23 protein-coding genes are annotated in these 20,612 nt (G+C 53.8%); 10 read left to right on the top strand and 13 right to left on the bottom strand.

All coding sequences use genetic code 11. The features are described 5' to 3' along the window. Positions 1-11 precede the first annotated feature (11 nt). Together ABC336_RS25600 and ABC336_RS25595 are read right to left on the bottom strand one after the other, a co-directional pair. Positions 12-1,526, bottom strand: a complete 1,515-nt coding sequence (locus ABC336_RS25600; protein WP_413241347.1) for a replication initiation and membrane attachment family protein — start codon at positions 1,524-1,526, stop codon at positions 12-14. Positions 1,527-1,649: 123 nt separating this feature from the next. Next, positions 1,650-1,937: a YuiB family protein gene (locus ABC336_RS25595; RefSeq protein WP_413241346.1), complete on the bottom strand. Its 288-nt coding sequence runs from the start codon at positions 1,935-1,937 to the stop codon at positions 1,650-1,652. Between the two features lie 106 nt (positions 1,938-2,043). Here ABC336_RS25595 and ABC336_RS25590 point away from each other — a divergent pair, with 106 nt between their 5' ends. Next, the gene (locus tag ABC336_RS25590; RefSeq protein ID WP_413241345.1) at positions 2,044-2,772 is read left to right on the top strand and encodes an endonuclease/exonuclease/phosphatase family protein; all 729 of its coding nucleotides are present in this window, start codon (positions 2,044-2,046) and stop codon (positions 2,770-2,772) included. A 124-nt stretch (positions 2,773-2,896) separates the two neighbouring features. Beyond that, positions 2,897-3,643 carry a hydrogen peroxide-dependent heme synthase gene (hemQ, locus tag ABC336_RS25585; protein ID WP_413241344.1) on the top strand — a complete coding sequence of 249 codons (747 nt, stop codon included), beginning with the start codon at positions 2,897-2,899 and terminating at the stop codon, positions 3,641-3,643. A 112-nt stretch (positions 3,644-3,755) separates the two neighbouring features. Here hemQ and ABC336_RS25580 read toward each other — a convergent pair whose 3' ends face one another. Beyond that, positions 3,756-4,016 carry a hypothetical protein gene (locus ABC336_RS25580; protein ID WP_413241343.1) on the bottom strand — a complete coding sequence of 87 codons (261 nt, stop codon included), beginning with the start codon at positions 4,014-4,016 and terminating at the stop codon, positions 3,756-3,758. Further along, positions 4,016-5,209, bottom strand: coding sequence for an NAD(P)/FAD-dependent oxidoreductase (locus ABC336_RS25575; RefSeq protein ID WP_413241342.1), 1,194 nt, complete (start codon positions 5,207-5,209; stop codon positions 4,016-4,018). Before ABC336_RS25575 ends, ABC336_RS25580 begins: the two co-directional genes overlap by 1 nt. Positions 5,210-5,526: 317 nt before the next feature. Here ABC336_RS25575 and ABC336_RS25570 point away from each other — a divergent pair, with 317 nt between their 5' ends. After that, entirely contained in the window at positions 5,527-6,525 is a 999-nt protein-coding gene (locus ABC336_RS25570) for an NAD(P)/FAD-dependent oxidoreductase (RefSeq protein WP_413241341.1), read from the top strand. 107 nt (positions 6,526-6,632) lie between these two features. Here the strand turns inward: ABC336_RS25570 and sda are convergent, their stop codons facing one another. The 3 genes from sda to ABC336_RS25555 form a co-directional block, all read right to left on the bottom strand. Then, entirely contained in the window at positions 6,633-6,809 is a 177-nt protein-coding gene (gene sda, locus ABC336_RS25565) for a sporulation histidine kinase inhibitor Sda (RefSeq protein ID WP_413241340.1), read from the bottom strand. Positions 6,810-7,017: 208 nt separating this feature from the next. Next, positions 7,018-7,689 carry a YheC/YheD family protein gene (locus ABC336_RS25560; protein ID WP_413241339.1) on the bottom strand — a complete coding sequence of 224 codons (672 nt, stop codon included), beginning with the start codon at positions 7,687-7,689 and terminating at the stop codon, positions 7,018-7,020. 414 nt (positions 7,690-8,103) lie between these two features. Then, positions 8,104-8,466: a HesB/IscA family protein gene (locus tag ABC336_RS25555; RefSeq protein WP_413241338.1), complete on the bottom strand. Its 363-nt coding sequence runs from the start codon at positions 8,464-8,466 to the stop codon at positions 8,104-8,106. Positions 8,467-8,718: 252 nt separating this feature from the next. Here ABC336_RS25555 and mqnE point away from each other — a divergent pair, with 252 nt between their 5' ends. Both mqnE and ABC336_RS25545 read left to right on the top strand, forming a co-directional pair. Beyond that, complete coding sequence (gene mqnE, locus ABC336_RS25550) at positions 8,719-9,822, top strand: aminofutalosine synthase MqnE (protein ID WP_413241337.1); 1,104 nt, start codon at positions 8,719-8,721, stop codon at positions 9,820-9,822. A gap of 82 nt (positions 9,823-9,904) precedes the next feature. After that, positions 9,905-10,966: an NAD(P)/FAD-dependent oxidoreductase gene (locus ABC336_RS25545; protein WP_413241336.1), complete on the top strand. Its 1,062-nt coding sequence runs from the start codon at positions 9,905-9,907 to the stop codon at positions 10,964-10,966. A 37-nt stretch (positions 10,967-11,003) separates the two neighbouring features. Here ABC336_RS25545 and ABC336_RS25540 read toward each other — a convergent pair whose 3' ends face one another. Continuing rightward, a complete protein-coding gene (locus ABC336_RS25540) occupies positions 11,004-11,273 on the bottom strand; it encodes a YuzB family protein (protein ID WP_413241335.1) in 270 nt (89 codons plus the stop codon). Between the two features lie 83 nt (positions 11,274-11,356). On the opposite strand from ABC336_RS25540, the gene ABC336_RS25535 reads away from it, so the two are divergent. Continuing rightward, positions 11,357-11,605, top strand: coding sequence for a NifU family protein (locus tag ABC336_RS25535; protein WP_020616060.1), 249 nt, complete (start codon positions 11,357-11,359; stop codon positions 11,603-11,605). A 94-nt stretch (positions 11,606-11,699) separates the two neighbouring features. On the opposite strand, the gene ABC336_RS25530 is transcribed toward ABC336_RS25535, so the two are convergent. From ABC336_RS25530 to ABC336_RS25515, 4 genes are all read right to left on the bottom strand, one after another. After that, the gene (locus tag ABC336_RS25530) at positions 11,700-12,470 is read right to left on the bottom strand and encodes an SDR family oxidoreductase (protein ID WP_413242608.1); all 771 of its coding nucleotides are present in this window, start codon (positions 12,468-12,470) and stop codon (positions 11,700-11,702) included. Between the two features lie 29 nt (positions 12,471-12,499). Continuing rightward, complete coding sequence (locus ABC336_RS25525) at positions 12,500-13,234, bottom strand: Cthe_2314 family HEPN domain-containing protein (RefSeq protein WP_413241334.1); 735 nt, start codon at positions 13,232-13,234, stop codon at positions 12,500-12,502. Between the two features lie 93 nt (positions 13,235-13,327). Then, positions 13,328-14,281 carry a COX15/CtaA family protein gene (locus tag ABC336_RS25520; RefSeq protein WP_413241333.1) on the bottom strand — a complete coding sequence of 318 codons (954 nt, stop codon included), beginning with the start codon at positions 14,279-14,281 and terminating at the stop codon, positions 13,328-13,330. Positions 14,282-14,341: 60 nt separating this feature from the next. Then, the gene (locus tag ABC336_RS25515) at positions 14,342-14,974 is read right to left on the bottom strand and encodes a GntR family transcriptional regulator (protein ID WP_413241332.1); all 633 of its coding nucleotides are present in this window, start codon (positions 14,972-14,974) and stop codon (positions 14,342-14,344) included. Positions 14,975-15,164: 190 nt separating this feature from the next. Between ABC336_RS25515 and garR the strand changes: the two genes are divergently transcribed. The 4 genes from garR to ABC336_RS25495 all read left to right on the top strand — a co-directional run bounded on the left by garR (position 15,165) and on the right by ABC336_RS25495 (position 20,040). Further along, the gene (gene garR, locus ABC336_RS25510; protein ID WP_413241331.1) at positions 15,165-16,046 is read left to right on the top strand and encodes a 2-hydroxy-3-oxopropionate reductase; all 882 of its coding nucleotides are present in this window, start codon (positions 15,165-15,167) and stop codon (positions 16,044-16,046) included. Between the two features lie 32 nt (positions 16,047-16,078). After that, complete coding sequence (locus ABC336_RS25505) at positions 16,079-17,419, top strand: GntP family permease (protein WP_413241330.1); 1,341 nt, start codon at positions 16,079-16,081, stop codon at positions 17,417-17,419. A gap of 287 nt (positions 17,420-17,706) precedes the next feature. Next, the gene (locus ABC336_RS25500; protein WP_413241329.1) at positions 17,707-19,149 is read left to right on the top strand and encodes a four-carbon acid sugar kinase family protein; all 1,443 of its coding nucleotides are present in this window, start codon (positions 17,707-17,709) and stop codon (positions 19,147-19,149) included. Positions 19,150-19,176: 27 nt separating this feature from the next. Next, positions 19,177-20,040: a class II fructose-bisphosphate aldolase gene (locus ABC336_RS25495; RefSeq protein ID WP_413241328.1), complete on the top strand. Its 864-nt coding sequence runs from the start codon at positions 19,177-19,179 to the stop codon at positions 20,038-20,040. A gap of 206 nt (positions 20,041-20,246) precedes the next feature. On the opposite strand, the gene ABC336_RS25490 is transcribed toward ABC336_RS25495, so the two are convergent. Next, a complete protein-coding gene (locus ABC336_RS25490) occupies positions 20,247-20,591 on the bottom strand; it encodes a thioredoxin family protein (protein WP_413241327.1) in 345 nt (114 codons plus the stop codon). Positions 20,592-20,612: the final 21 nt, after the last annotated feature.

Raw genomic sequence — 20,612 nt, 5'->3', positions numbered from 1 at the left:
CGCCACCTCCTCTATCCCTTGCCGTCGAGCTTGCGGGCCAGCTGCCGGAGCTCCTCGAGCTCGGTCTCGCTGATCTCCGGCTGCTCGCCGCTATCCTCGATGATCGGCAGGTCGGGCTTGCGACGACCTCCCCAGCTGGTGTTGCTCCGACGTCCGCTCCCGGCTGATCCGCCGCTCTCCCGCGAGCGCTGCTCGTGACTGCCGCCCTGCTGATCCTTCTCGCCCTGCTCGCGTACGTAGCGCACGGCCTTCTCAAAGGTATCTACCTGCTTGAGCAGCATGTTGGCAGCGACCGCATCGATAAATGATTTGTTGACCCGCTTGTTGTCCGCCTGACCCAGTACATAATGAATTAGGACGTTGATGACAGGCGCGGCCAGACGATAATTCAGATCAATCCGCTCGAATACCCGGTCCAGCCATTCGGGCACCGCGCCCGGGAAAAACCTCATCAGGAACCGGGTGTGCGGCTCGTTGCGCATCAGCATATTGTACTGCGCGATATCGCAGCGTCCGGCCAGCTGGGCTGGCACATCCAGACGGTGGTCGGAATCGACGGCGTGCTCGGTCGGCAGCTCGTCCTCCGCCTGAGACGGCGTACCGCCCGACATCCGGGCCAGCACCCGCTGACGGTCTTCTCCCCGCTTGCGTTCCTGCCGGTAGGTTTTGTTGGCCCGCAGTTGGAGCTCGTCCTCCAGCAGTTCCCCTCTTGCCGTGAAGATGCCATCCTCATCGAGCAGTCGGCACAGATCGACGACGGTCAGACTGTATTTATAAGCGACATAGTTGAGCGTCGCCATGGATTCGACATCGCTGCGCAGCTTCTCGACATGCGGACGATTGGCCGAATGCCGAGGAAACCGCATAATGATCTCGCCGTATTGGATGCCTGCAGTCTCCGCTGCCGGACGCGGCGCCGGCTCCCGCGACGGCGCCACCTCGGTGAGCGCCTGCTCCAGCTCGTGATCGACCGCTGCCGTACCGAGCTGGAACAGCTCATAGAACGGCACGGACAGATTCTCTTTGGCAGGCTCGGCGTGTGCCAGCTCATCTGGTTCCGCTGCAAAAAACTGCTCGCGCAGATGGATAACCGCATGCTTGCCGACCTGATCCCGCAGATACATCGTCAGATGCTGATTGCGAAAAAATTCGATTGGCGACTGCGGCGCCAGCAGCTCATATTCGTAGATGACGTCCTCGCCTTCCGGCACGAGCAGCTGCGAGCTCTGCAGCAAGCCGACGGCCTCCAGTCGCGAAGCCTGTGTCGCCAGCTGACGGCGTCCGCCGTCATTCATCTCCAGGCCCAGACCGAGGAAGAGCCGGCGCTGCGGCTCCAGCCCGGAGTAGCCGACACGGTCCGAGTCCACCTGATAATACAGAAGCTGATAGAGTCCCGCCGCTGCCGCGCCGACCATCGGCTGATAGATCAGCTGGAGCATTTTCATGTCGATGCCGCTTAGCGAAAAATCTCGATACATGTAGAATCGATGATGCTCTGTGAATTGATGTATATTCCTGATGCGCATTGCATCTACCCCATCCGTCCTATAGACTTAAATCATGTGTCTGCCTGACTGTTTAACTCTGCTGAATACAGTGTATCATACATGAATACAAAAAATCCTCCCTATGGAGGATCGTTGGCGTGATCAGTACATCTTATAACCGCTCTTCCTAAGCACCTTGATCGCCCAGCCGCTGACGATGGCGCCGAACAGGGCCGCTATGGCGGGCAGAATGTCTACGTACGTGTACGCCGTCAGGTTGTCTTGCCACGACAGATTGGAACTCCACGTATAATAGATGCCCAGCGGCAAGAGCACCAGAATAAACAGATAAATCGGAAACCAGGTCGTCTTCATCAGCATGTTCAGGATAAAACCGATTCCGAACATCATAACGAAGAACAAAAGCATCGCAATGATCACCTGCAGCACAACCAGTTGCCCCCTTATGACTTCTCAGTTATTTTAGTTTAGGTGAAGGTACAAGTGAAGTCAATAAAGCAGATGTGAACAACGTATGGAGAAGGTGAAATTCGTTTTGGAACTCAAGCTAATGATCTACAATATCCATCACGGCCGGGCGATGAACGGCATGATCAATCTGGACCGGATCGCTGCGCTCATCCAGCGTCATCAGCCTGATATCGTCGGCTTTAATGAGGTGGACCGGTTCTTCTCAAGGCGCAGCCGCTTCGAGGACCAGTTCACCTGGCTCTCCCGCACACTCGGAATGGAGGGCGCCTTCGGGGCCTCAATCGCCCGCAGGCAGCGCGAGCGCATCCGCGAGTACGGCAACGCCCTGCTGTCGCGGTATCCCCTGACGAGTTATAAGAATCATGGACTCAAAGCAAGATCGCTTACGATCAGCGAGCCGCGGTCCGTCCTCGAAGCGGATATCGAAGTCGCCCCGGACCGCCTGATCAAGGTGTTCGTCACCCATCTGAGCATCATTCATCTGATGCAGCGCGTGCAGGTCGATCTGCTCGCCAGACGGATCGGAGAGTCGCCCGGCCCCACAGTGCTGATGGGCGATATGAATATGCCTTCCGGCGGCAGTTCGTGGCGCAAGCTGATGGCCAAGGCGAGCGATGTGTGTATCGGGCAACCGAAGAGCACCTATCCGACGTTCCCGTCGATCCGGCCGGTAACCCAGAAGGATTACATATTCGTCTCGCCAAGTATTGCGACGCTTAGCGTCGAAGCAGTATCCTGCGATCCGTCAGCATCCGACCACCTGCCGCTGCTCGCTACCATCCGGCTGCCTTAATTGCTCACAAGCAAGGGAGCTGTCACAAGGTTGCCATTTGCCTCCATTCCGGCTTGTACGCTAAAATGATACATAACGTGCGAATTCAATAAGATAAGCCATAATAGCAAAGGAGTCTGAATACATGAGTGAAGTAGCACAAACGCTGGAGGGCTGGTATGCCCTGCATGACTTTAGACGTATCGATTGGACGGCCTGGAAGGAAGCTTCCCCCGAAGCAAGACGCCGTGCCGAGGACGAGCTGCTTGGTCTGATGGGCGAGTGGAGCGCCCTGGAGGAGAGCCGGGCCGGCAGTACGGCCGTCTATGCGGTGCTTGGCCAAAAGGCCGATCTGGTCTTCGTCCATCTCCGGGAGACGCTGGAGGATCTGCAATGGCTGGAGACCGCCTTTAACAAAACCGAGCTTGCCCGTTTTACGGTCCCGGCTTATTCCTATGTCAGCGTAGTAGAATTGAGCAACTACATGTCCCAGCCGGGCACCGACCCGATGGAGAATCCGGAGATCGTCGCCAGGCTGAAGCCGGTCATGCCCAAAGCGAAGCATATCTGCTTCTACCCGATGAACAAACGGCGCGAAGGCAACGACAACTGGTATATGCTCAGTATGGATGACAGACGCGCGATGATGCGCAGCCACGGGATGATCGGGCGCCAGTATGCCGGCAAAGTCAAGCAGATTATCACCGGCTCGGTCGGCTTCGACGACTGGGAGTGGGGCGTGACGCTGTTCGCCGACGACGCCTTGCAGTTCAAGAAGCTCGTCTACGAGATGCGCTTTGACGAAGTGAGCGCCCGTTTTGGCGACTTCGGCGACTTCTATGTCGGCAACCTGCTGTCGACAGACGGCGTCCGCTCGATGCTGAGCGTGTAACAGCAGGCAAGAAATCCCCACAATCAGCTACTTTGCGGGGGCCCATTCTAATATTTCAAACAAAGGGATGTCCCTGCCGCTCGCCGGCTCGGGACATCCCTTTTGGGTATATCTATTCTTCGTTGTCTTCATCCAGGCCTTGACGCTCTTTGGCTGCCAGATATTCCTGGGTAGCCCTGTCGCGGTCTCTGCCCTTCTCCTTCAAGCGCTCGATCGCCGGCTGGACGAGCAGATCGACTTCCTTCTGCACCGTGTAGACGAGATCGTAGCGGGTTTGGGACTCCAGATAAGCCCCCACTTCCATCAATGCATTGTAGCGGTCCAGTTCATCCCTCGTCAGCAATCCTCGGACTTGTACGCTGCAATGTCGCATTAGAAAAACTTGCCTTTGCGCAGGACGAGCGGGATGCCGCCAATAATAAACAGGTAGCGGATATCGATAGCTTTTTTAAGCCATGCCGCCACGCGACCTTTGTACTTCTTGCCAAATGCGATGCCGATCGCTTCGCCTTTGCCAAGCGAAGCTACGACGCCCTTGTTGTTGAACTCAAACACTTTGAGCGGCTGGTTGCGGATCGCCGCCACCAGATTGTGCGCGCACACGACGCCTTGCTGCATGGCGATCTGGGCGGTAGGCGGATAAGGCCGTCCTTCCGGGTTGAACATCAGAGAGTTGTCGCCGACGATGTAAATATTCTCATGGCCCGGCGCACGCAGATGCTCGTCTACCTTGACGCGTCCCCGCATCGTCTCGAAGCCGGCTTCTTCGATCAGCCGGTTGCCGCGGATACCGCCGGTCCAGATGACGGTCTGCGAGCGGATCTCTTCGCCTTCGCCGACGATGACGCCGTCAGGCGAGCATTCCTTGATCGCGGTGCCGATGCGGAACGTGACGCCTTTGCGGGTGAGCACTTCCATCGCATATTCCACGAGCTCGGGATCAAAGCCAGGCAGCGCAGTAGGCGCAGCTTCGATATTGTAGATCTTGACGATCGCCGGGTCGACGTCGAACTCTTTGCACAGCTCGGGGATCCGGTCAGCCAGCTCGCCGATGAATTCGATGCCTGTGAAGCCGGCGCCGCCGACGACAAACGTCAGATAGTCCGTGCGATGCGGTTCGCGCTTGTAGCGTGCAAACTGATACTCGATATGCTCGCGGATCAGACGCACAGAGTTGATGCTGCGGATATTCATCGCGTGCTCGCCAAGGCCCGGGATGCCGAATGTCTCCGGTTCGCCGCCAACGCCGATGACGAGATAATCATAGGAAAGCGTACCGTCCTCGAGGATGACTTTTTTGTCCTGCGGGCGGATCTGAACGACTGTCGACTTCACGAAATCAATCTTGAATTCATCGATCAGCTTGGAGATGCTCACCCGGGCATTCTCAGGGTTGTCCGTACCCGCGGCAGGCATATGCAGATGTGTCGTGATATAATGGTAGTCATGCTTGTTGACCAGCGTTACATCAGCTTCATTGTAATTCAATTCCTTTTGCAGGCGCAAAGCAGTCAAGACCCCGCCGTAACCTGCTCCCAGAATAACAATCTTCGGTATGTTGCTCATCTTTTTAATCCCTTCCATTCCTCTATTATCTTTTCACATTGTGAAAAATTACACAAACTTAGATAAACTTGAAAGTTCTCTTGTTTGTCAACCAACCTCATTTTAGTTTGTGTCTTGCTGAGGTCCATTATAATAAAGGCCCAGGACCCGTCGAATCGTCCCGTTCCGACATACACATTGAAATAATATAGGCTTTTCGTAAAAAGTTCAAGCACAAATTACACGAAAAACTTTAGAACAATATACAAATCTGTTTTTTTTGCAAATAAAAGCGTATGATGATATAGAGACAGATATTATATTTGGAGGTGCCTACTGTGACAAGTCAGAAGGAAAACAACGCAGTGGATATTATTATCATCGGTGGAGGACCGGCGGGGATGTTCGCGGCTTTCTATGCCGGGATGCGCCAAGCATCCGTCCGAATCCTCGAAAGCATGCCCCAGCTGGGCGGACAGCTGGCGGCGCTCTATCCGGAGAAATATATCTATGATGTGGCAGGTTTCCCCAAGGTGACCGCACAGGAATTGGTCAATCTGCTTAAACGGCAGATGGATCATTTTAATCCCGAGGTATATCTGGAGGAAAAAGTGCTGCAGGTCATCAAAAAGGAAGAACGCCATTTTGAAATTATAACTAACAAAGGCAAACATACCGCCAAAGCTGTAATCATCACTGGCGGGGTAGGCGCCTTTGAGCCGCGAAGGCTCGATATCCCCGAAGCAGCTCAGTTTGAAAAGACCAATCTGCATTACTTCGTCAACGACCTGCATCAATTCAAGGGACAGAAGGTGCTTATCAGCGGCGGCGGTGACTCGGCAGTAGATTGGGCGCTCATGCTCGAGCCGATCGCCGAGCAAGTGACCCTGGTGCATCGCCGGGACAAATTCAGAGCGCATGAGCACAGTGTCGAGAATCTGATGAATTCCAAGGTTCAGATCATGACGCCTTATGAGATCTCGGCGCTGCACGGAGACGAGCGGGTACAGGCCGTCACGCTGGAGCAGATCAAGACGAAGGAACAAACCACGCTCGATGTGGACGCCGTCATCGTCAACTTTGGCTTCGTCTCTTCGCTTGGTCCGATCGCCGAATGGGGTCTTAACATTGAGGGCGGATCAATCGTCGTCGACTCGCGTATGGAGACGAACATACCGGGGCTTTTTGCGGCAGGGGATATCACCACCTACCCTGGCAAACTCAAGCTTATCGCCGTTGGCTTTGGCGAGGCGCCTACAGCGATCAACAATGCCAAAGTGTATATCGATCCGAATGCCAAGCTATCCCCCGGTCATAGCAGCAACATGAAGATGTAGCCCCAGGCACCAAAAAGACAGGGTATGACGGTCTCTATCGGATCGGCATACCCTGTTAAAGGTGTCTAACTAGAATGGAGGTGTCGATATACACATGGGGATTACGTTCAGGCACCGACAAGCGAGCAGTTAGCTTCGACTTCGCGACGACGAATCTCTGCGAGCAGCAATTGCAGGAAATCCGGTTCCAGTTCCAGATGGACTGCCGTTTGGTACGTGTCGATGAGCATTTCATCCGAAAGAATCTCCATTACCAACCCTTCCTTTCCTGTTTGTTCCTTCACATCTTAGCATTTCCCCCGTTCAGGAACAAGTGTTCTGTTATCCACAGCTCTTTGTGGATAGCCTGTGTGTAGATTGTGAGTAGTGATAAAATATCCGTATGGAATCGATGGGGATGATGTGGATAGCTTTATTCACACTCGATATCAACCATTATTCAATAAAATAATTTAATTGCTAGCTTCAAATCTATTAATCTTTTAAATGTCTCTACTGTGGTCTTGTATTGACTTCAAAGATCCACAGCTTGCCCTGTCGGTCGAGGCCGTAATCAAATCCGAGCTGGCCGATTCCCGGCAGTCTGGCTTCGAGCACCGCAGTAGACAACGAAGTAAGTCGCCTCATTTCACGTTTCTTGTTCTTTACTTGTGCGGACGATAAAGAGCGCCGGATGCCTTCGGCTGCAGTCATCTGCGTACCTCCCCGGCACAGATTGGTGACGAACAAGCCCTGCTTGGCCAACCTTCCGACCATGGCTCGGCAGTTCCAACTGCCACCATCCTTGACATACTTGACTCTGTAATCGATCGGCCTGCCGCCGATCGTAGCTAGATGGATCCCTTTTTGGATCAGGTAGGGACGCTTGCGTTTGATCCCTGCCAGCGCGACTGTCAATGCCCCGAAGGAGTCGTAAAAACGTCTGTCGTGATAATGGGTGACCGCGTATCGGCCGTCTTGGCTCGATACTTTGATCACTCCGTGGCCTCCTGCTCCCCTGACAGGCTTGATTACAACCATGCCGTACGTGCCGAGCATCGATTTCAGATTTGCATCATTGTACATGCGGGTTGGCGGAATATGCGGAGCGATTGCCGGATGGGACAGCAGTGCTGCTGTTTTAACCCATTTGCTGGCATATTGCCTGCCGGTTGCTTCACCCATCTCCCATTCTCCTCTGCAAGTTGATAGGACAGTATATGAATGAGAGTCTGAAATCTCTTGTATGGATGTCTAGTCTTGCAATAAGTCTTACGAGATTGTTATAAACCTAAGACGTATTTGCGGGCAGGAAGGTTTCAAACGAGCCATGATCACGAAATTTTGCAGCACAAAAGTCGCAATTCGATCCAATTGCCCGCACGCGTCTTTACAAAAAAGGCTTGCCCTCTCCGTTTGCCGCTCGTGAACATGCCGCTCCCCTCCTTTGACTGCTTGCTGGCCCCGTTAACGTAATACCGAGCCGCTTCCATATGTATCCTATTACCCACTATTTCCCTTGTATAAACGAAAAAGCCTCCTGCTGGACTAAATCCGCAGAAGGCTGAGCTGTAACTTAAGTGATTCAAAAAGCAGTGATTAGCACTCACCGGCTTCAGCAGGCTTGCCGGCATCCGTCGCCGTACGGAAGCTGGAACCGCACCCGCATGTCACGCTGGCGTTGGGATTCTCAATCGTGAACCCTCCGCTCATAGCCGTCTCTTTAAAGTCAATCTGCAGCCCGTTTAAATACTTGGCACTGTCGTCATCAACGACAACCTTAAGGCCTTCGACCTCCAACTGCTTGTCATTATCGTGCATCTCATCGTCAAATCCCATCCCATATGAAAAACCGCTGCAGCCGCCTTCCTTCACGCCAATACGCAGGAACAAATCCTCCGACTCTTCCTGTGCCAGCATTTCTTTGATCTTCGAAGCTGCGGATTCGCTGATTGCGATCATCGTTATTCCTCCCATCCGGTTTGCCTAAGTAAGTTGCTTTATATTTTTATTATACTCCACTTCTCCGCGCTCCTCAAGGAGATTAACGATTCGGGTCAGTCTTCCATTAGGAACGGACTTTTCTTGTTGCCCCTCTCCCATGGGAGGTTTATAATAGATGGAAGGTGTTCATTGCATGATGGGATGTTCTTTTTTTCACAATCTCACTTCATCCACTTATTTATTATTATTCAAAAGGAGGCGCCTGCGAGTATGAATGTTATGGTATCCACACCCGAGAAACGAATGCAGGACATCGCTGACAAAGTCCGCCAAGGGGAACGCTTGTCGCTCGAGGACGGTGTCTTTCTGTACCAGTCCGATGACCTCCTGGCAATTGGACAGATGGCCAATGAAGTCAACCTTCGTAAAAACGGCAAACGGGTTTACTTCATTGAAAATATGAGCTTGTATTTCACTAATGTATGCGAGGCACACTGTGCCTTTTGCAATTTCCGCAAAGACGAAGGGCAGGAAGGCGCTTATACGCTTAGCGGCGAGCAGATGATTGAATACGTCGAACAACATATCCACCCCGGCGTCCGGGAGTTCCACATCGTCGGCGGCCACAATCCGCATGTGCCTTTTCAATATTATGTTGATTCATTGCGCGCCCTTCGGGATAAATATCCAGAGGTCACATTAAAAGCCTACACCGCAGCGGAGATCGACTTCTTCTCACGGATCAGCGGCCTGAGCTACCGTGAAGTGCTGCAACAGCTCATGGATGCCGGTCTCGCTACGCTCACCGGAGGCGGCGCCGAGATCCTCTCCGACCAGTACCGCAAGAAGATGCGCGTCACCAAAGCCGATGTCAGCCAATATCTGGAGGTGCACCGGACTGCGCATGAGCTCGGCTTGAAGACGCATACGACGATGCTCTACAGCTCGATCGAGTCGCATGAACAGCGGATCCAGCATATGGTGCATATCCGCGAGCTGCAGGAAGAGACGGACGGCTTCCAGGTATTCATCCCCTTGTCCATGCAGCCGATCAACCCGCGTGCCGGCATCCGCCGCCGCAACTCGGCATATGAGGATCTGAAGACGATCGCCATCAGCCGGCTGATGCTGGACAATATCCAGCATATCAAAGCTTACTTTATCAATATCGGGACCCAACTCACCCAAGTAGCCCTGACTATGGGAGCTGATGACGTACACGGTACGATTGTCAAAGAGCGGATCAGTCATGCAGCAGGCGCATTGACACCAGAGGGCATCACCCGCGAGGACCTGGTCTGGCTGGTCAAGGGTGCGGGTCGCATCCCGGTAGAGCGGGACACATTTTACAATGAGATCAAGGTGTACGAATAAGCTGCTCCGGAGCATACTATAGACGCGACCGCTCCTGCTGGAGTCCCACCACACTTAGAATTGAACATAAGGTTGGTGTGCTATGAAACGATTTGTCATATTGGGCGGCGGCTACGGCGGCATTACGATCGCCCAAACGCTGTTGGAGGGCCACATCCCGGACGACATCGTGGTCATGATGATTGACAGGATGCCCTTTCAAGGGCTCAAAACGGAATATTACTCCTTGGTGGCGGGGACGGTAGCTGATTACGACCTGCGGGTTCATTATCCGACCGATCCCCGTCTGGTTATGAAGCATGGTGAAGTCACCGATGTCGATCTGACTTCTCGGTTGATCCATATGGAAGATGAAGATCCCATCACGTATGACTGGCTGGCGATTGCACTGGGCTGCACAGACCGATATCATGGCATCCCCGGTGCCGAGGAGCATTCCACCTCGTTGCAGACGTTCTCTGCCGCTAGACAGACGTACCGGCTGCTGGGCGATGTCAAGCCCTATGGCCAGGTCTGCATCGTCGGCGGCGGGCTCAGCGGCGTGGAGGTCGCTGCCGAGCTGCGGGAAGCGCGCCGCGACCTTAATATTCAGATTCTGGACCGAGGCGAGAATATCTTGTCCGCATTCCCGGTCAAGCTGCAGCGCTATGTGTCCAGTTGGTTCAATGATCATGATGTGCGCACAGTGGGCGGCGTCTCCGTCAGCCGCTTGGAGCGCGGGGTGATCTACAACAGGGACCAGCGGATCGACACCGATGTCACCGTGTGGACGGCCGGGATCCAGCCGGTGCCGATCGTGCAGCGGATCGATCTGCCCAAGGACCCGCAAGGCCGGCTCATTATCGATGAGCATCACCGGCTCCCTGAGCATCCCGAGGTGTTTGTCGTCGGCGACTGCGCCTCGCTGCCGTTTTCACCCAGCGCTCAAGCTGCCGGAGCGCAGGGCAAGCAGATCGCCGAGGTGATCTCCGCCGAGTGGCGGGGTCGTCCCCCCAAGCTCGGCCGCATCAAGCTCAAAGGCGTGCTTGGATCGCTAGGCAAAAAAGCCGGCTTCGGCACGATGGGCCGGACGGCAATTATGGGTCGCGTCCCCCGCGTGCTGAAGTCCGGCGTGTTATGGCGGTCCAAGCATCATTCCGGCTAACCGTTAATGGTGCTTGGGTCGTATCCTGCCTGAATGATCATAGGTCGTCCAGCAGCTTGTCCAGTGCATCCTGATGCGCTTGTTGTTCTTTAACCGCTGCTTTGATCTTATTGGAGAGCCCCTCGGCCGTCTCTGCAGCGACGATCTCTCCGTTCACCAGGACAAACGGGAACAAATAACATTCGCCGCAATTGCCCAGACATCCATATTCAATCGCATCGATTGTAGGGTCTGCCTCTAGCTGCTCCAGCAGTTCGTCAGTCCCGTGATGCATATTGCTGGCACAAAATTCTACAATAGGATTCATATCTTTTTCACCTTACCTTTTCGCCATCCATTTTCATTTGCTTCACTTTGTACTATAATAAAGAAAGAAAGGAGTCGATAAGCATGAGTGATAATACACAAACCTCTTCCAAGTATGATGAAGTACTGGATGTATTGGATAAGTTGCGTCCGTTCCTTCAGCGTGATGGAGGCGACGTCGAACTCGTTGAGATCGAAGACGGAATCGTCAAGCTGAAATTGATGGGTGCTTGCGGCAGCTGCCCGAGCTCCACGATTACCCTCAAGGCAGGCATCGAGCGCGCACTGCTGGAAGAAGTCGAAGGCATTGAAGAGGTCGTACAAGTATTCTAACAACCCGATAAGGGTTAACGACCATTTTGTAACAAAAAGTCTTGCCGCTATGCGGCGAGACTTTTTTTATAGGCCTATAGGCATCCAACGCTGTTTAGCCCTTCAAGGTGCGCCGTATGGGATCGAGCCCGCCTGTCACATCCAAAATGTTGCCCGTAATAAAATCCGATTTGCTATCACAAAGAAAACAGATCGCCCTTGCAATGTCCTCGCCAGTTCCAGGGCGGCCGCGCGGCGATTCATCATCAATCAGCCCTTCGACCTCATTGATCGTCTTCTCCTTATTCTCCCCCCGAATATCTCCGGGACAGATCATGTTGACTGTGATGCCATGGGCGGCTTCCTCGACAGCCAACGTCTTGGTAAAGGAAACTAGTCCGGTCTTGGCGGCAGCGTAAACGGCCCGATGAGGCCAGGCTCTCGCCTCTCCCGCATGACCGAAGCCAAAGTGGATAATGCGTCCCCAATTGCGGGACCGCATGAGCGGCAGCACCCGGTGGTCCAACAGCATGACGCCGAGCAGATTACCATGGAGCAGGCCTGTAATTTCAGAGCGCTGATATTCCGAGAATACCCTGCGCTCCCGAATAAATGGGCCAGCATTATTAATTAGAATATCAATGCCACCGAATGCTTCCTCTGCCCGGTCGGCCAACTGCTCAGCCTGTTCGGGATCGGCGATATCGGCTTGCAGAGCAATGCAGTTGACGCCCATGGAACGGATGTGTGCTTCCAGCGCTTTTGCAGCGTCTTCACTTGTGACATAGTTCAATATAATATTGCACCCGTAGCTTGCCAGCATGACGGCCGTGCTTTTGCCAAGTCCTTTGGCGCTCCCGGTGATGAGAGCGGTTTTGCCGCTCAAGTCCATGGCTTCTCCCCCTTGTCATGGCCCTATTCCTGCCCTAGTATACCACAGTTTCCATGTTTCCTCATCATGCCAAGCGCGTAAGCGTAGGTCTCCTTCAGCGTCCGCATGACCATCTCGCAGCCTTGGTCCAGATCGGCCAGCTGCGCGCCGATATCCTCGAGCGGGATGTCCTGGCCATAGGCAGCGCGGATCTGCCGCAGATCGTCCTGCAGCTCGGAGTTCATATAATGGATCTCTGTATTGCGGCGCTTGCGCAGCCTCGACATCGGCTCCCGGTACTGATCCTTGATCCGCTGCAGCCGCTCCCCCAGCCGGGGCTCAACCCCACGCTCCTGGATACGACGCAAGACTGTAAAGTAGGAAAAGTGCTTCTTCACGTTGGCGGTATCCAGCAGCAGCCATTCATTAAGAAACGTGCCCAGCTTATCCAGCAAGGCAAAAATCCGGATAAACGCATTTTTGTCAAAATAAATGTGACGGTAGTAATCCATCGTCTCTTGCGGTGTCATCCCGCTCTGGTAACGTGAGGTGACCCGTTCGCCGAACTGATGGGCTGCATATTGGCTCTGTTCCAGTTCGTCAAGCGAGGCCAGCAGCCCAGCCGTCCAGATCTCCAGCTTGCGGTACTGGTGCTGACGCTCATCTGCCAGGGCAATCCGCTTTTGCAGCAGCGTTACGAAGGTTTCCATCTCTGTCATCGTTTCCAGCAGCAGTCCTTCCGCCTGACGCGGCTCCTGGCCAAACAAGAATCGCAGCACGGCCGCTCCTCCTCACCTTGTACTTTACTTAGATTGCCCTGCCCGTCCCTATACAAAACCGCCATTCGATATGAATGGCGGCCCGATGTACGGTTACCTGCGCCGCAGCTTCCAGGATCGGATGGAGAGCTCCGCCAGCAGTCCGAACAGGACGGAAATGATGACGTTGTGCAGCAGGCTGGTAAAGATATAGACTTGTTCGTTGCCGAGCGTCGCCGTCACGAGCGCTCCGCTGAGCACCTGAGTCAGCACTAGCGCGAATGCCCAGGCTGCGGTCCGCTTCAAGCCCGGGTGGCCGGATGCTCTCTTGTGGATGTGATAGGCAAGAGCGCCGATCAGCAGGAAGATGATGAGCGCGGCTACCCGGTGCAGGAACACGAGTCCCGAGGCACCGCTCAGCTCGGGGATGACTTCGCCGTTGCATAGCGGCCAGCCGACGCAGCCGCCTGCCGACTTGGTGTGACGGATAAAGGCGCCAATGTAGACGACGACGTAAATATACCCGAAAATAACCCATGCAAACTTGTAGACGGAATGCGGCAGGTCGGTCTGCACAGCTGTCGCCAGCCCCCGCTTCATCCGGTAGGCCCAGATGACCAACAGCAGCGTACTGGCAAACGCCAGCAAGGAGAATCCGAAATGCAGCGCCATGACCGGCGGCGACTGCGGCCATTTGACAGCTGCCGCGCCCAGCAGCGCTTGCAGGATCGTGAAGAACAGGGCGCTGGAAGCGTAGAGCACAGGCTCCCCCTCCCGACGATGCCTGATCATCGTCGCGATGAAGACGGCGAGTACGAGGAAGCCGACGATCGCACTGACGAGCCGATGCGAGTATTCCAGTATCGATTCGAGCGTGTAGGCCGGGACAAACTTGCCGTTGCACAGCGGCCAATGGTCGCCGCAGCCCCGCCCCGAGTCGGTATTCGTTACCAGCGCCCCCTGCAGGAGTACGATAAGCATGCCGATACATGCGACTATGATAAGCACGCGTAAGCGCTTGGATACCAAAAAAATCACCACTTCTTGTCGAATATAATCCCATCTCATTATAGCGATAAGGCGCGGTAAAAGCCATGTTGAAAATGTGACAATCCGCGGCTTATTCCATTACAGCTTGGCTTCGCGCGGCAAATGCAGATAAAAATCCAGATCCGCTTGAAGATGCTGCTTCATCAGCTGCTCTGCCCCGTCTGCATCGCGTGCGCGGATGGCATCCAGAATGTGCTGATGCTCCTCAATCAACATCGGTCGCTTGTAGAAGACGACCGCTTTGCGGAACAGGTACACGATGGACTGCATGCGGTCAATAATTTTTACGATTTCCGGATTACGGCTCGCTTCGACGATAAGGTCATGGAAGCTTTTATTGGCGTCCATCGTCTCTTCGTACGTGCCTGCAAACGCCCGGTCAATGCAGTCCTGGAGCCGGGCCATCGTTGCTTCATCAAGATAGGCTGCCGCACAGCGCGCAGAGAAGCCCTCCAGCAGCTTACGGACTTCAAAAATATGACGCAGCTCCTCATCGTCAGGCTTGACTACTCGTTTGTTTTTTATGAGTCCCTCTTGTTCCAGTCTGCGAATGGACTCTCGAATGGGCGTCCGGCTGACTCCCATATCCTCGGCCAACCGCTCCTCTACCAGCTTGGTACCTCCTGCGAGTTCACCCGTCAGTATTTTATCACGCAGCTGCTCATAGCACTGGATGTTGGCGGATTGTGAAACTTGCTTGCTCAAATGCATGCCCCTTCCCCTTCAATGCTTTCCTCAAAAATCTCATACTAGAATTATAGCCTCTACCGCTAGTTAATTCAAAGAGCAAACAATAAAATGCATCCATTTTAAATATAATTGTATACAAATTTAAATTTATTGTGTACAATATGTGCTGAGCTCACCTTTTGAAACCCTTATCATTTTAGGAGGACTATTCATGAACATCGGATTCATCGGTCTTGGCATCATGGGCAAACCCATGGCCAAGCACGTAATTAACAGCGGTTACAGTGCCATCGTGTATGATATTAATACAGAGGCGGTCGCCGAGCTGAAGCAAACCGGGGCAGCTGCCGCAGCATCTGTTGAAGCTGCAGTTATTGAAAGCGATCTCATCATTCTCATGCTGCCCAATAACGCCGTGGTTCGCCAGGTGGTCGGAACCATCGCAGAGTCAGCCGCAGCCGGCAGTATTGTCATCGATATGAGCTCGACCTCGCCTGTTGTTTCCCGCGAGATGGCGGATCTGCTCAAGTCGAAAGGCATAGCCATGCTAGATGCGCCCGTCAGTGGAGGAGAACCCAAGGCGATCGACGGCACACTTGCTATTATGGTTGGTGGGGATGAGGATGTCTTTGAGAAGGCCCGGCCTGTATTGTCCACTATGGGCAAGGATGTCACCCGGGTAGGCGGCAACGGCAGCGGATCAACGGCCAAGCTTGCCAATCAAATCATTGTAAATGTTAATATTGCTGCTATGTCCGAAGCTCTGATCCTTGGCGCCAAAGCAGGTATTGATCTGCAGCAGATGTACCAAGCCATTCGCGGAGGCCTCGCCGGCAGCGCCGTACTGGATGCCAAAGTGCCGATGGTGCTGGAGCGCAACTTCAAGGCTGGCGGACGCATCGACATCAACCTCAAGGATTTGAACAACGTTATTGAGACTGCCGATGCACTTGATCTGGAGCTTCCACTCACACAGCATGTACGCCATGTTTTTGAGACACTCGCAGCTGAAGGCAAACAGGCTGATGATCATGGAGGCATTGTGAAATACTATGAAAATCTCGCCGGAGTCCAAGTCGGCGCATCTTCTTAAGCTTCATATCCATTAGTGGGGGAGTGTCTTCCATGTTAACAGGTCCATTGCTTATTGGTGTTTTCGTTCTCGCGCTTGCTTTTCTATTCTTGCTCATTATGAAATGGAAGGTTGAACCGTTTCTCGCTCTCATCTGTACCGCATTTGTTACCGCCATCGCGATCGGCCTGCCGATCGCGGAGGTCCCCGGGATCGTAACTGCCGGGTTTGGCAACACGCTCGCAGGTGTCGGTATTCTGATTGGTCTGGGCGTTATCTTCGGCCAATTCCTCGGCGCTTCCGGGGCGATAGAGAAAATTGCCGATGCTTTGCTGAAGGTTTTTGGCATTCGCCGCTCACCGGCTGGATTGTCCATTGCAGGTACTATCGTCTCGATTCCTGTGTTCTTCGACGCCGCCTTTGTTATTTTGAGCGGTCTGCTGAAAAGTCTGGCGACACGGACAGGGATTTCGATCATGACCTTTGTAACCGCTCTCGGTATTGGGCTCATCACGTCTCATAATATGATTGCCCCTACTCCAGGGCCAATGATTGTAGCGGAGAACACCGGGGCCGATCTGGGTCTATTCATCTTGTATGGCATCATCTGCGCCATTCCGGCTACCCTGGTCGGGGGATATGTGTATGGAAAATATATCGGCAAGCGCATCCACACTGATGTTTCCTTAAATGAAGAAATACCTCAAGTTCATACAGGCCGTAAAGAAATTAGTACTGCATTGTCGTTTGGCGTGCTGGCGCTTCCGATTCTGCTCATCCTTGCAAACACGGTGTCCAAAATGCTTTTCCCCGATACAGCGGTGGCTGCGTTGTTTGGTTTTGTGGGTGATAAGAATATCGCTTTGCTAATCAGCGTGCTCGTTGCCATCCTCGTGTTGCGTCCCTATATCAAAGAAAGCAACAGCACTCTTTATAAAGAAGCGATTGCAAGTGCAGGGATGATTGTACTCATCACCGGTGCAGGCGGAGCATTTGGCGCAGTGATCAATAAAAGCGGAATCGGCGACTATCTTATTGGAACAATGCAAAGTTGGAGCATTCCTGTATTGCTGCTGGCGTTTATTTTCTCGCAGATCTTGCGGGCTTCCCTTGGTTCTTCCACGGTTGCACTTGTGACTACATCTAGTATCATGGGACCCCTTGTTGTAGATCTTGGGATCTCGCCAATCTTGATCGGACTTGCTATATGTGCGGGCGGGATTGGCCTGTCACTCCCTAATGACTCGGGCTTCTGGGTCGTTAACCGCTTCGGCAAACTAACGGTGGCACAGACCCTGCGCGTTTGGACGATCGGCGGCTTTATCTCGGGCCTGACAGCTCTGACAACGGTATATGTGTTGAGCCTGTTCAGCGGCATATTGCCGGGACTTTAAAAAATAGATAAATAATGCTCATTTTTAGAATCAGCTTGTGACAGGCTGAGGTAGCTTAAGCGGAGAGAAAAAGGGAGATTGGAGAAAAGCGTATGCTTCCGTCCGAAGTCGCTTTCTTGCAGAAAGCGTTAAACGCTCGCCTTTGTTCCCGGATTCCCCCTTTTAGGGGAATAATTCAAGGAATCCGGGAACAACAGCGATCGAAAGTCCCTTTTTCTCGCAACGATGCTCCGCTGTCCATGTCTAACACTGATATCTACTTTGATCAAAAAAAGGATGGGATAGGAATGGGAGAAACCTACGAGAACAAACTGGCAGCATGGCCAGAATGGCCAGCCGCGCAGCGGCAGCAAGCTGAACAGCTGCTGGAGGACGCGCTGAGCGGGCTGCAAGGGAAAATCATCGTGCTCGATGATGATCCTACCGGAGTCCAGACCGTGCACGGCGTCTCGGTGTATACAGACTGGTCGCTGGAGACGATGCTCGCTGGCTTCCGGGAAACGAACCGGATCTTCTTCATTCTGACGAATTCCAGAGGACTGGTCGCGAGTGAAACAACTGCGGTTCATCGTGACATCGCAGAACATGCCGCAGCAGCCTCCAAGCAATTGGGAATGCCTTACCTGATCGTCAGCCGGGGCGACTCCACCCTGCGCGGCCATTATCCGCTGGAGACCGAGGTGCTGCGACAGACCATTGAGTCGGTGTCGGACACAAGGTATGATGGCGAAGTCATTCTACCGTATTTTCGCGAAGGCGGACGTTTGACTATAGATAACACGCACTATGTGAAGGATGGCGATCGTCTTGTGCCGGCGGGTGAAACGGAATTTGCCAAAGACCGGACCTTCGGCTATGCCAGCTCTGACCTGGGCGAATGGGTGGAGGAGAAAAGCGGCGGTGCGTACCGGGCTGCCGACACCACCTTCATTACACTTGAGCGTCTGCGGGCGCTGGATCTGGACACGATTGTCGGTCAGTTGATGGGCGTGCAGCATTTCAACAAGGTCGTTGTGAATGCTACCGAAGATGCTGATGTCCGGGTGTTCGCCGCAGCGCTGATCCGGGCCATTGGGGCTGGCAAGCAGTTCTTGTTCCGGACCGCCGCCTCCTTCACCAAAATCATCGGCGGCGTCAGCGACCGGCCGCTGCTAAGTGCTCATGAGCTGCTGAAGGACCAGCCCGATGGCGGCGGTTTAATTATCGTCGGCTCCCATGTCAAGAAAACAACCGCCCAACTCGAAGCTCTGCAGCAGCTCAGCGGTATGCAGTGTATTGAATTCAATGTGCATCTTGTTATGGATACGGCGGCCTTTGAGGCAGAGACCACCCGTGTCATAGCAGAGACCGAAAACCTGCTGGCAGAAGGCAAAACCGTTACCGTCTACACAAAGCGGGAACGTCTAGACCTTGGCGACGGGAGGCAAGAGGATGAGCTTAAGCAGTCGATCCGTATCTCGGATGCGGTTACCAGCATCGTGCAGCGACTGCAGCGGCGTCCGCGCTATCTCATTGCCAAGGGTGGCATTACTTCCAGCGATATCGGTACCCGAGGCTTAAGCGTTCAGCGGGCAACGGTCGCCGGACAGATCCGTCCAGGCATCCCGGTCTGGCTTACCGGCAGCGAAAGCAAGTTTCCCGGTCTTCCCTACATTATCTTCCCTGGCAATGTAGGTGAAGTCGATACGTTAAAGGCTACTGTTGAGCAATTGGACGCTTACTTATCTTAATCCAGAGGTATGAAGGAGGCACCAGCCATGCTGGCCCGAACACAAGATTTGCTGCTGGAAGCGCAGCGGCAGCAGCAAGCCGTTGCTGCGATCAACGCGTTTAACATGGAAACTGTGCAAGCGGCAGTCCATGCAGCGGAATTATCCGAGCGCCCCGTCATTATCGCACTCGGTGAACGTTACCTGCCTGCCACAAGAATTGAAGGCTTCGCCGCTATGGTGCGTGCGATCGCAGAGGCGTCCTTTGTCCCCGTCTCTCTTCATCTCGATCATGCATATGAGAAGAGCTCCATTGAGCAGGCGATACGATGTGGTTTTTCCTCCGTCATGTATGACGGGTCGCGTTATGAGTTGGAGCAAAACATCGCCCAGACCCGCGCCATAGTCGAACTCGCACACGCATTCGATGTGGCTGTCGAAGCCGAGATCGGTTCGGTGGCGCGTGGCGCTCACTCTGACGAAGAAGAAGGCGACGGCCGCCTCACCTCACCTGCGGATGCCCAGCGATTTGTGGCGGACACTGGCGTCGACAGCCTGGCTGCAGCGATCGGCACCGTACACGGAATGTATACCGGGACGCCCAATATTAACCTTGCGCTGCTGGCGTCGCTGCGCGATGCGCTCCAGGTGCCGCTTGTCCTGCATGGTGGCTCAGGAACACCTGAAGCCATCATTGCCCAAACGGTTCTGTCGGGAATTTGCAAAGTCAACGTCAACACGGAAATCTCGCTGGCCGCAGTGGACCGATTGCGGGCATACGCTGAGCCGGATTCGCCGCAGCTCCACTTGTCGGTCATTACGTCCGGGCTGGAGGAAGCCATGATTCCCGTCATCAGCAAATTCATTCGGTTACTCGGCTCACCAGCCGATGCCTTGGCCGTTAACCATTAGCAAGACAAGTGGGAGCCTCCCAGCCACAAAGCTGAGAGGCTTCTTTATCTATTAAGTACAAGGTGAAACGGCTGGCGCCGTCCCCTGGCGCTGTAGCGAGTTTCATTCCGGAGAATTCTAAGTCGATATACATGTGGAACATATAAGCTTAGAATTTTAAAAAACCTGACCCGTGAAACCGGGTCAGGCTTGGATCAATCAATGAGTTAGTTAGGCAGAGCTTCGGCGACCTGCAGGGCACGATCGGCAAACTGCTCGATCTCCTCACGCGACTTGCGGAGCTTGTTCACAAACCGGACGACCTCCTGCCCTTTGCGGAACGCAATAAAGCTGGGGATGCCGAGAATATTCAATTCGCTGCATAGCTCCGGAAAATCATCGCGGTCCAACTGGACGAATGTTACCCGCCCCGCATAGTGCTGCTCAACCTCGGGCATAAATGGCTCGATGTAATGACAGTCCTTGCACCAGGTCGTCTTGAAGACGGCGATGGTCAGCTGCTCCTGCTCGATCTGCTCCCGAAATTCTTCTTCACGTTCGATTGATTTCATCGCTGATCACCTCATCTTAGA

It is taken from the genome of Paenibacillus jepli, assembly GCF_047238105.1.
Classification (GTDB): Bacteria; Bacillota; Bacilli; order Paenibacillales; family Paenibacillaceae; genus Paenibacillus_D.
This window is presented reverse-complemented; position numbering and strand designations above follow the sequence as displayed.

Coding starts and splice junctions, on each gene's coding strand:
- ABC336_RS25600 (WP_413241347.1), bottom strand. CDS start 1,526: ATGCGCATCAGGAATATACATCAATTCACAGAGCATCATCGATTCTAC.
- hemQ (WP_413241344.1), top strand. CDS start 2,897: ATGAGTGAAGTAGCACAAACGCTGGAGGGCTGGTATGCCCTGCATGAC.
- ABC336_RS25580 (WP_413241343.1), bottom strand. CDS start 4,016: ATGCGACATTGCAGCGTACAAGTCCGAGGATTGCTGACGAGGGATGAA.
- ABC336_RS25575 (WP_413241342.1), bottom strand. CDS start 5,209: ATGAGCAACATACCGAAGATTGTTATTCTGGGAGCAGGTTACGGCGGG.
- ABC336_RS25560 (WP_413241339.1), bottom strand. CDS start 7,689: ATGGGTGAAGCAACCGGCAGGCAATATGCCAGCAAATGGGTTAAAACA.
- ABC336_RS25555 (WP_413241338.1), bottom strand. CDS start 8,466: ATGATCGCAATCAGCGAATCCGCAGCTTCGAAGATCAAAGAAATGCTG.
- mqnE (WP_413241337.1), top strand. CDS start 8,719: ATGAATGTTATGGTATCCACACCCGAGAAACGAATGCAGGACATCGCT.
- ABC336_RS25545 (WP_413241336.1), top strand. CDS start 9,905: ATGAAACGATTTGTCATATTGGGCGGCGGCTACGGCGGCATTACGATC.
- ABC336_RS25540 (WP_413241335.1), bottom strand. CDS start 11,273: ATGAATCCTATTGTAGAATTTTGTGCCAGCAATATGCATCACGGGACT.
- ABC336_RS25535 (WP_020616060.1), top strand. CDS start 11,357: ATGAGTGATAATACACAAACCTCTTCCAAGTATGATGAAGTACTGGAT.
- ABC336_RS25520 (WP_413241333.1), bottom strand. CDS start 14,281: ATGAGATGGGATTATATTCGACAAGAAGTGGTGATTTTTTTGGTATCC.
- ABC336_RS25515 (WP_413241332.1), bottom strand. CDS start 14,974: ATGCATTTGAGCAAGCAAGTTTCACAATCCGCCAACATCCAGTGCTAT.
- garR (WP_413241331.1), top strand. CDS start 15,165: ATGAACATCGGATTCATCGGTCTTGGCATCATGGGCAAACCCATGGCC.
- ABC336_RS25505 (WP_413241330.1), top strand. CDS start 16,079: ATGTTAACAGGTCCATTGCTTATTGGTGTTTTCGTTCTCGCGCTTGCT.
- ABC336_RS25500 (WP_413241329.1), top strand. CDS start 17,707: ATGGGAGAAACCTACGAGAACAAACTGGCAGCATGGCCAGAATGGCCA.
- ABC336_RS25495 (WP_413241328.1), top strand. CDS start 19,177: ATGCTGGCCCGAACACAAGATTTGCTGCTGGAAGCGCAGCGGCAGCAG.
- ABC336_RS25490 (WP_413241327.1), bottom strand. CDS start 20,591: ATGAAATCAATCGAACGTGAAGAAGAATTTCGGGAGCAGATCGAGCAG.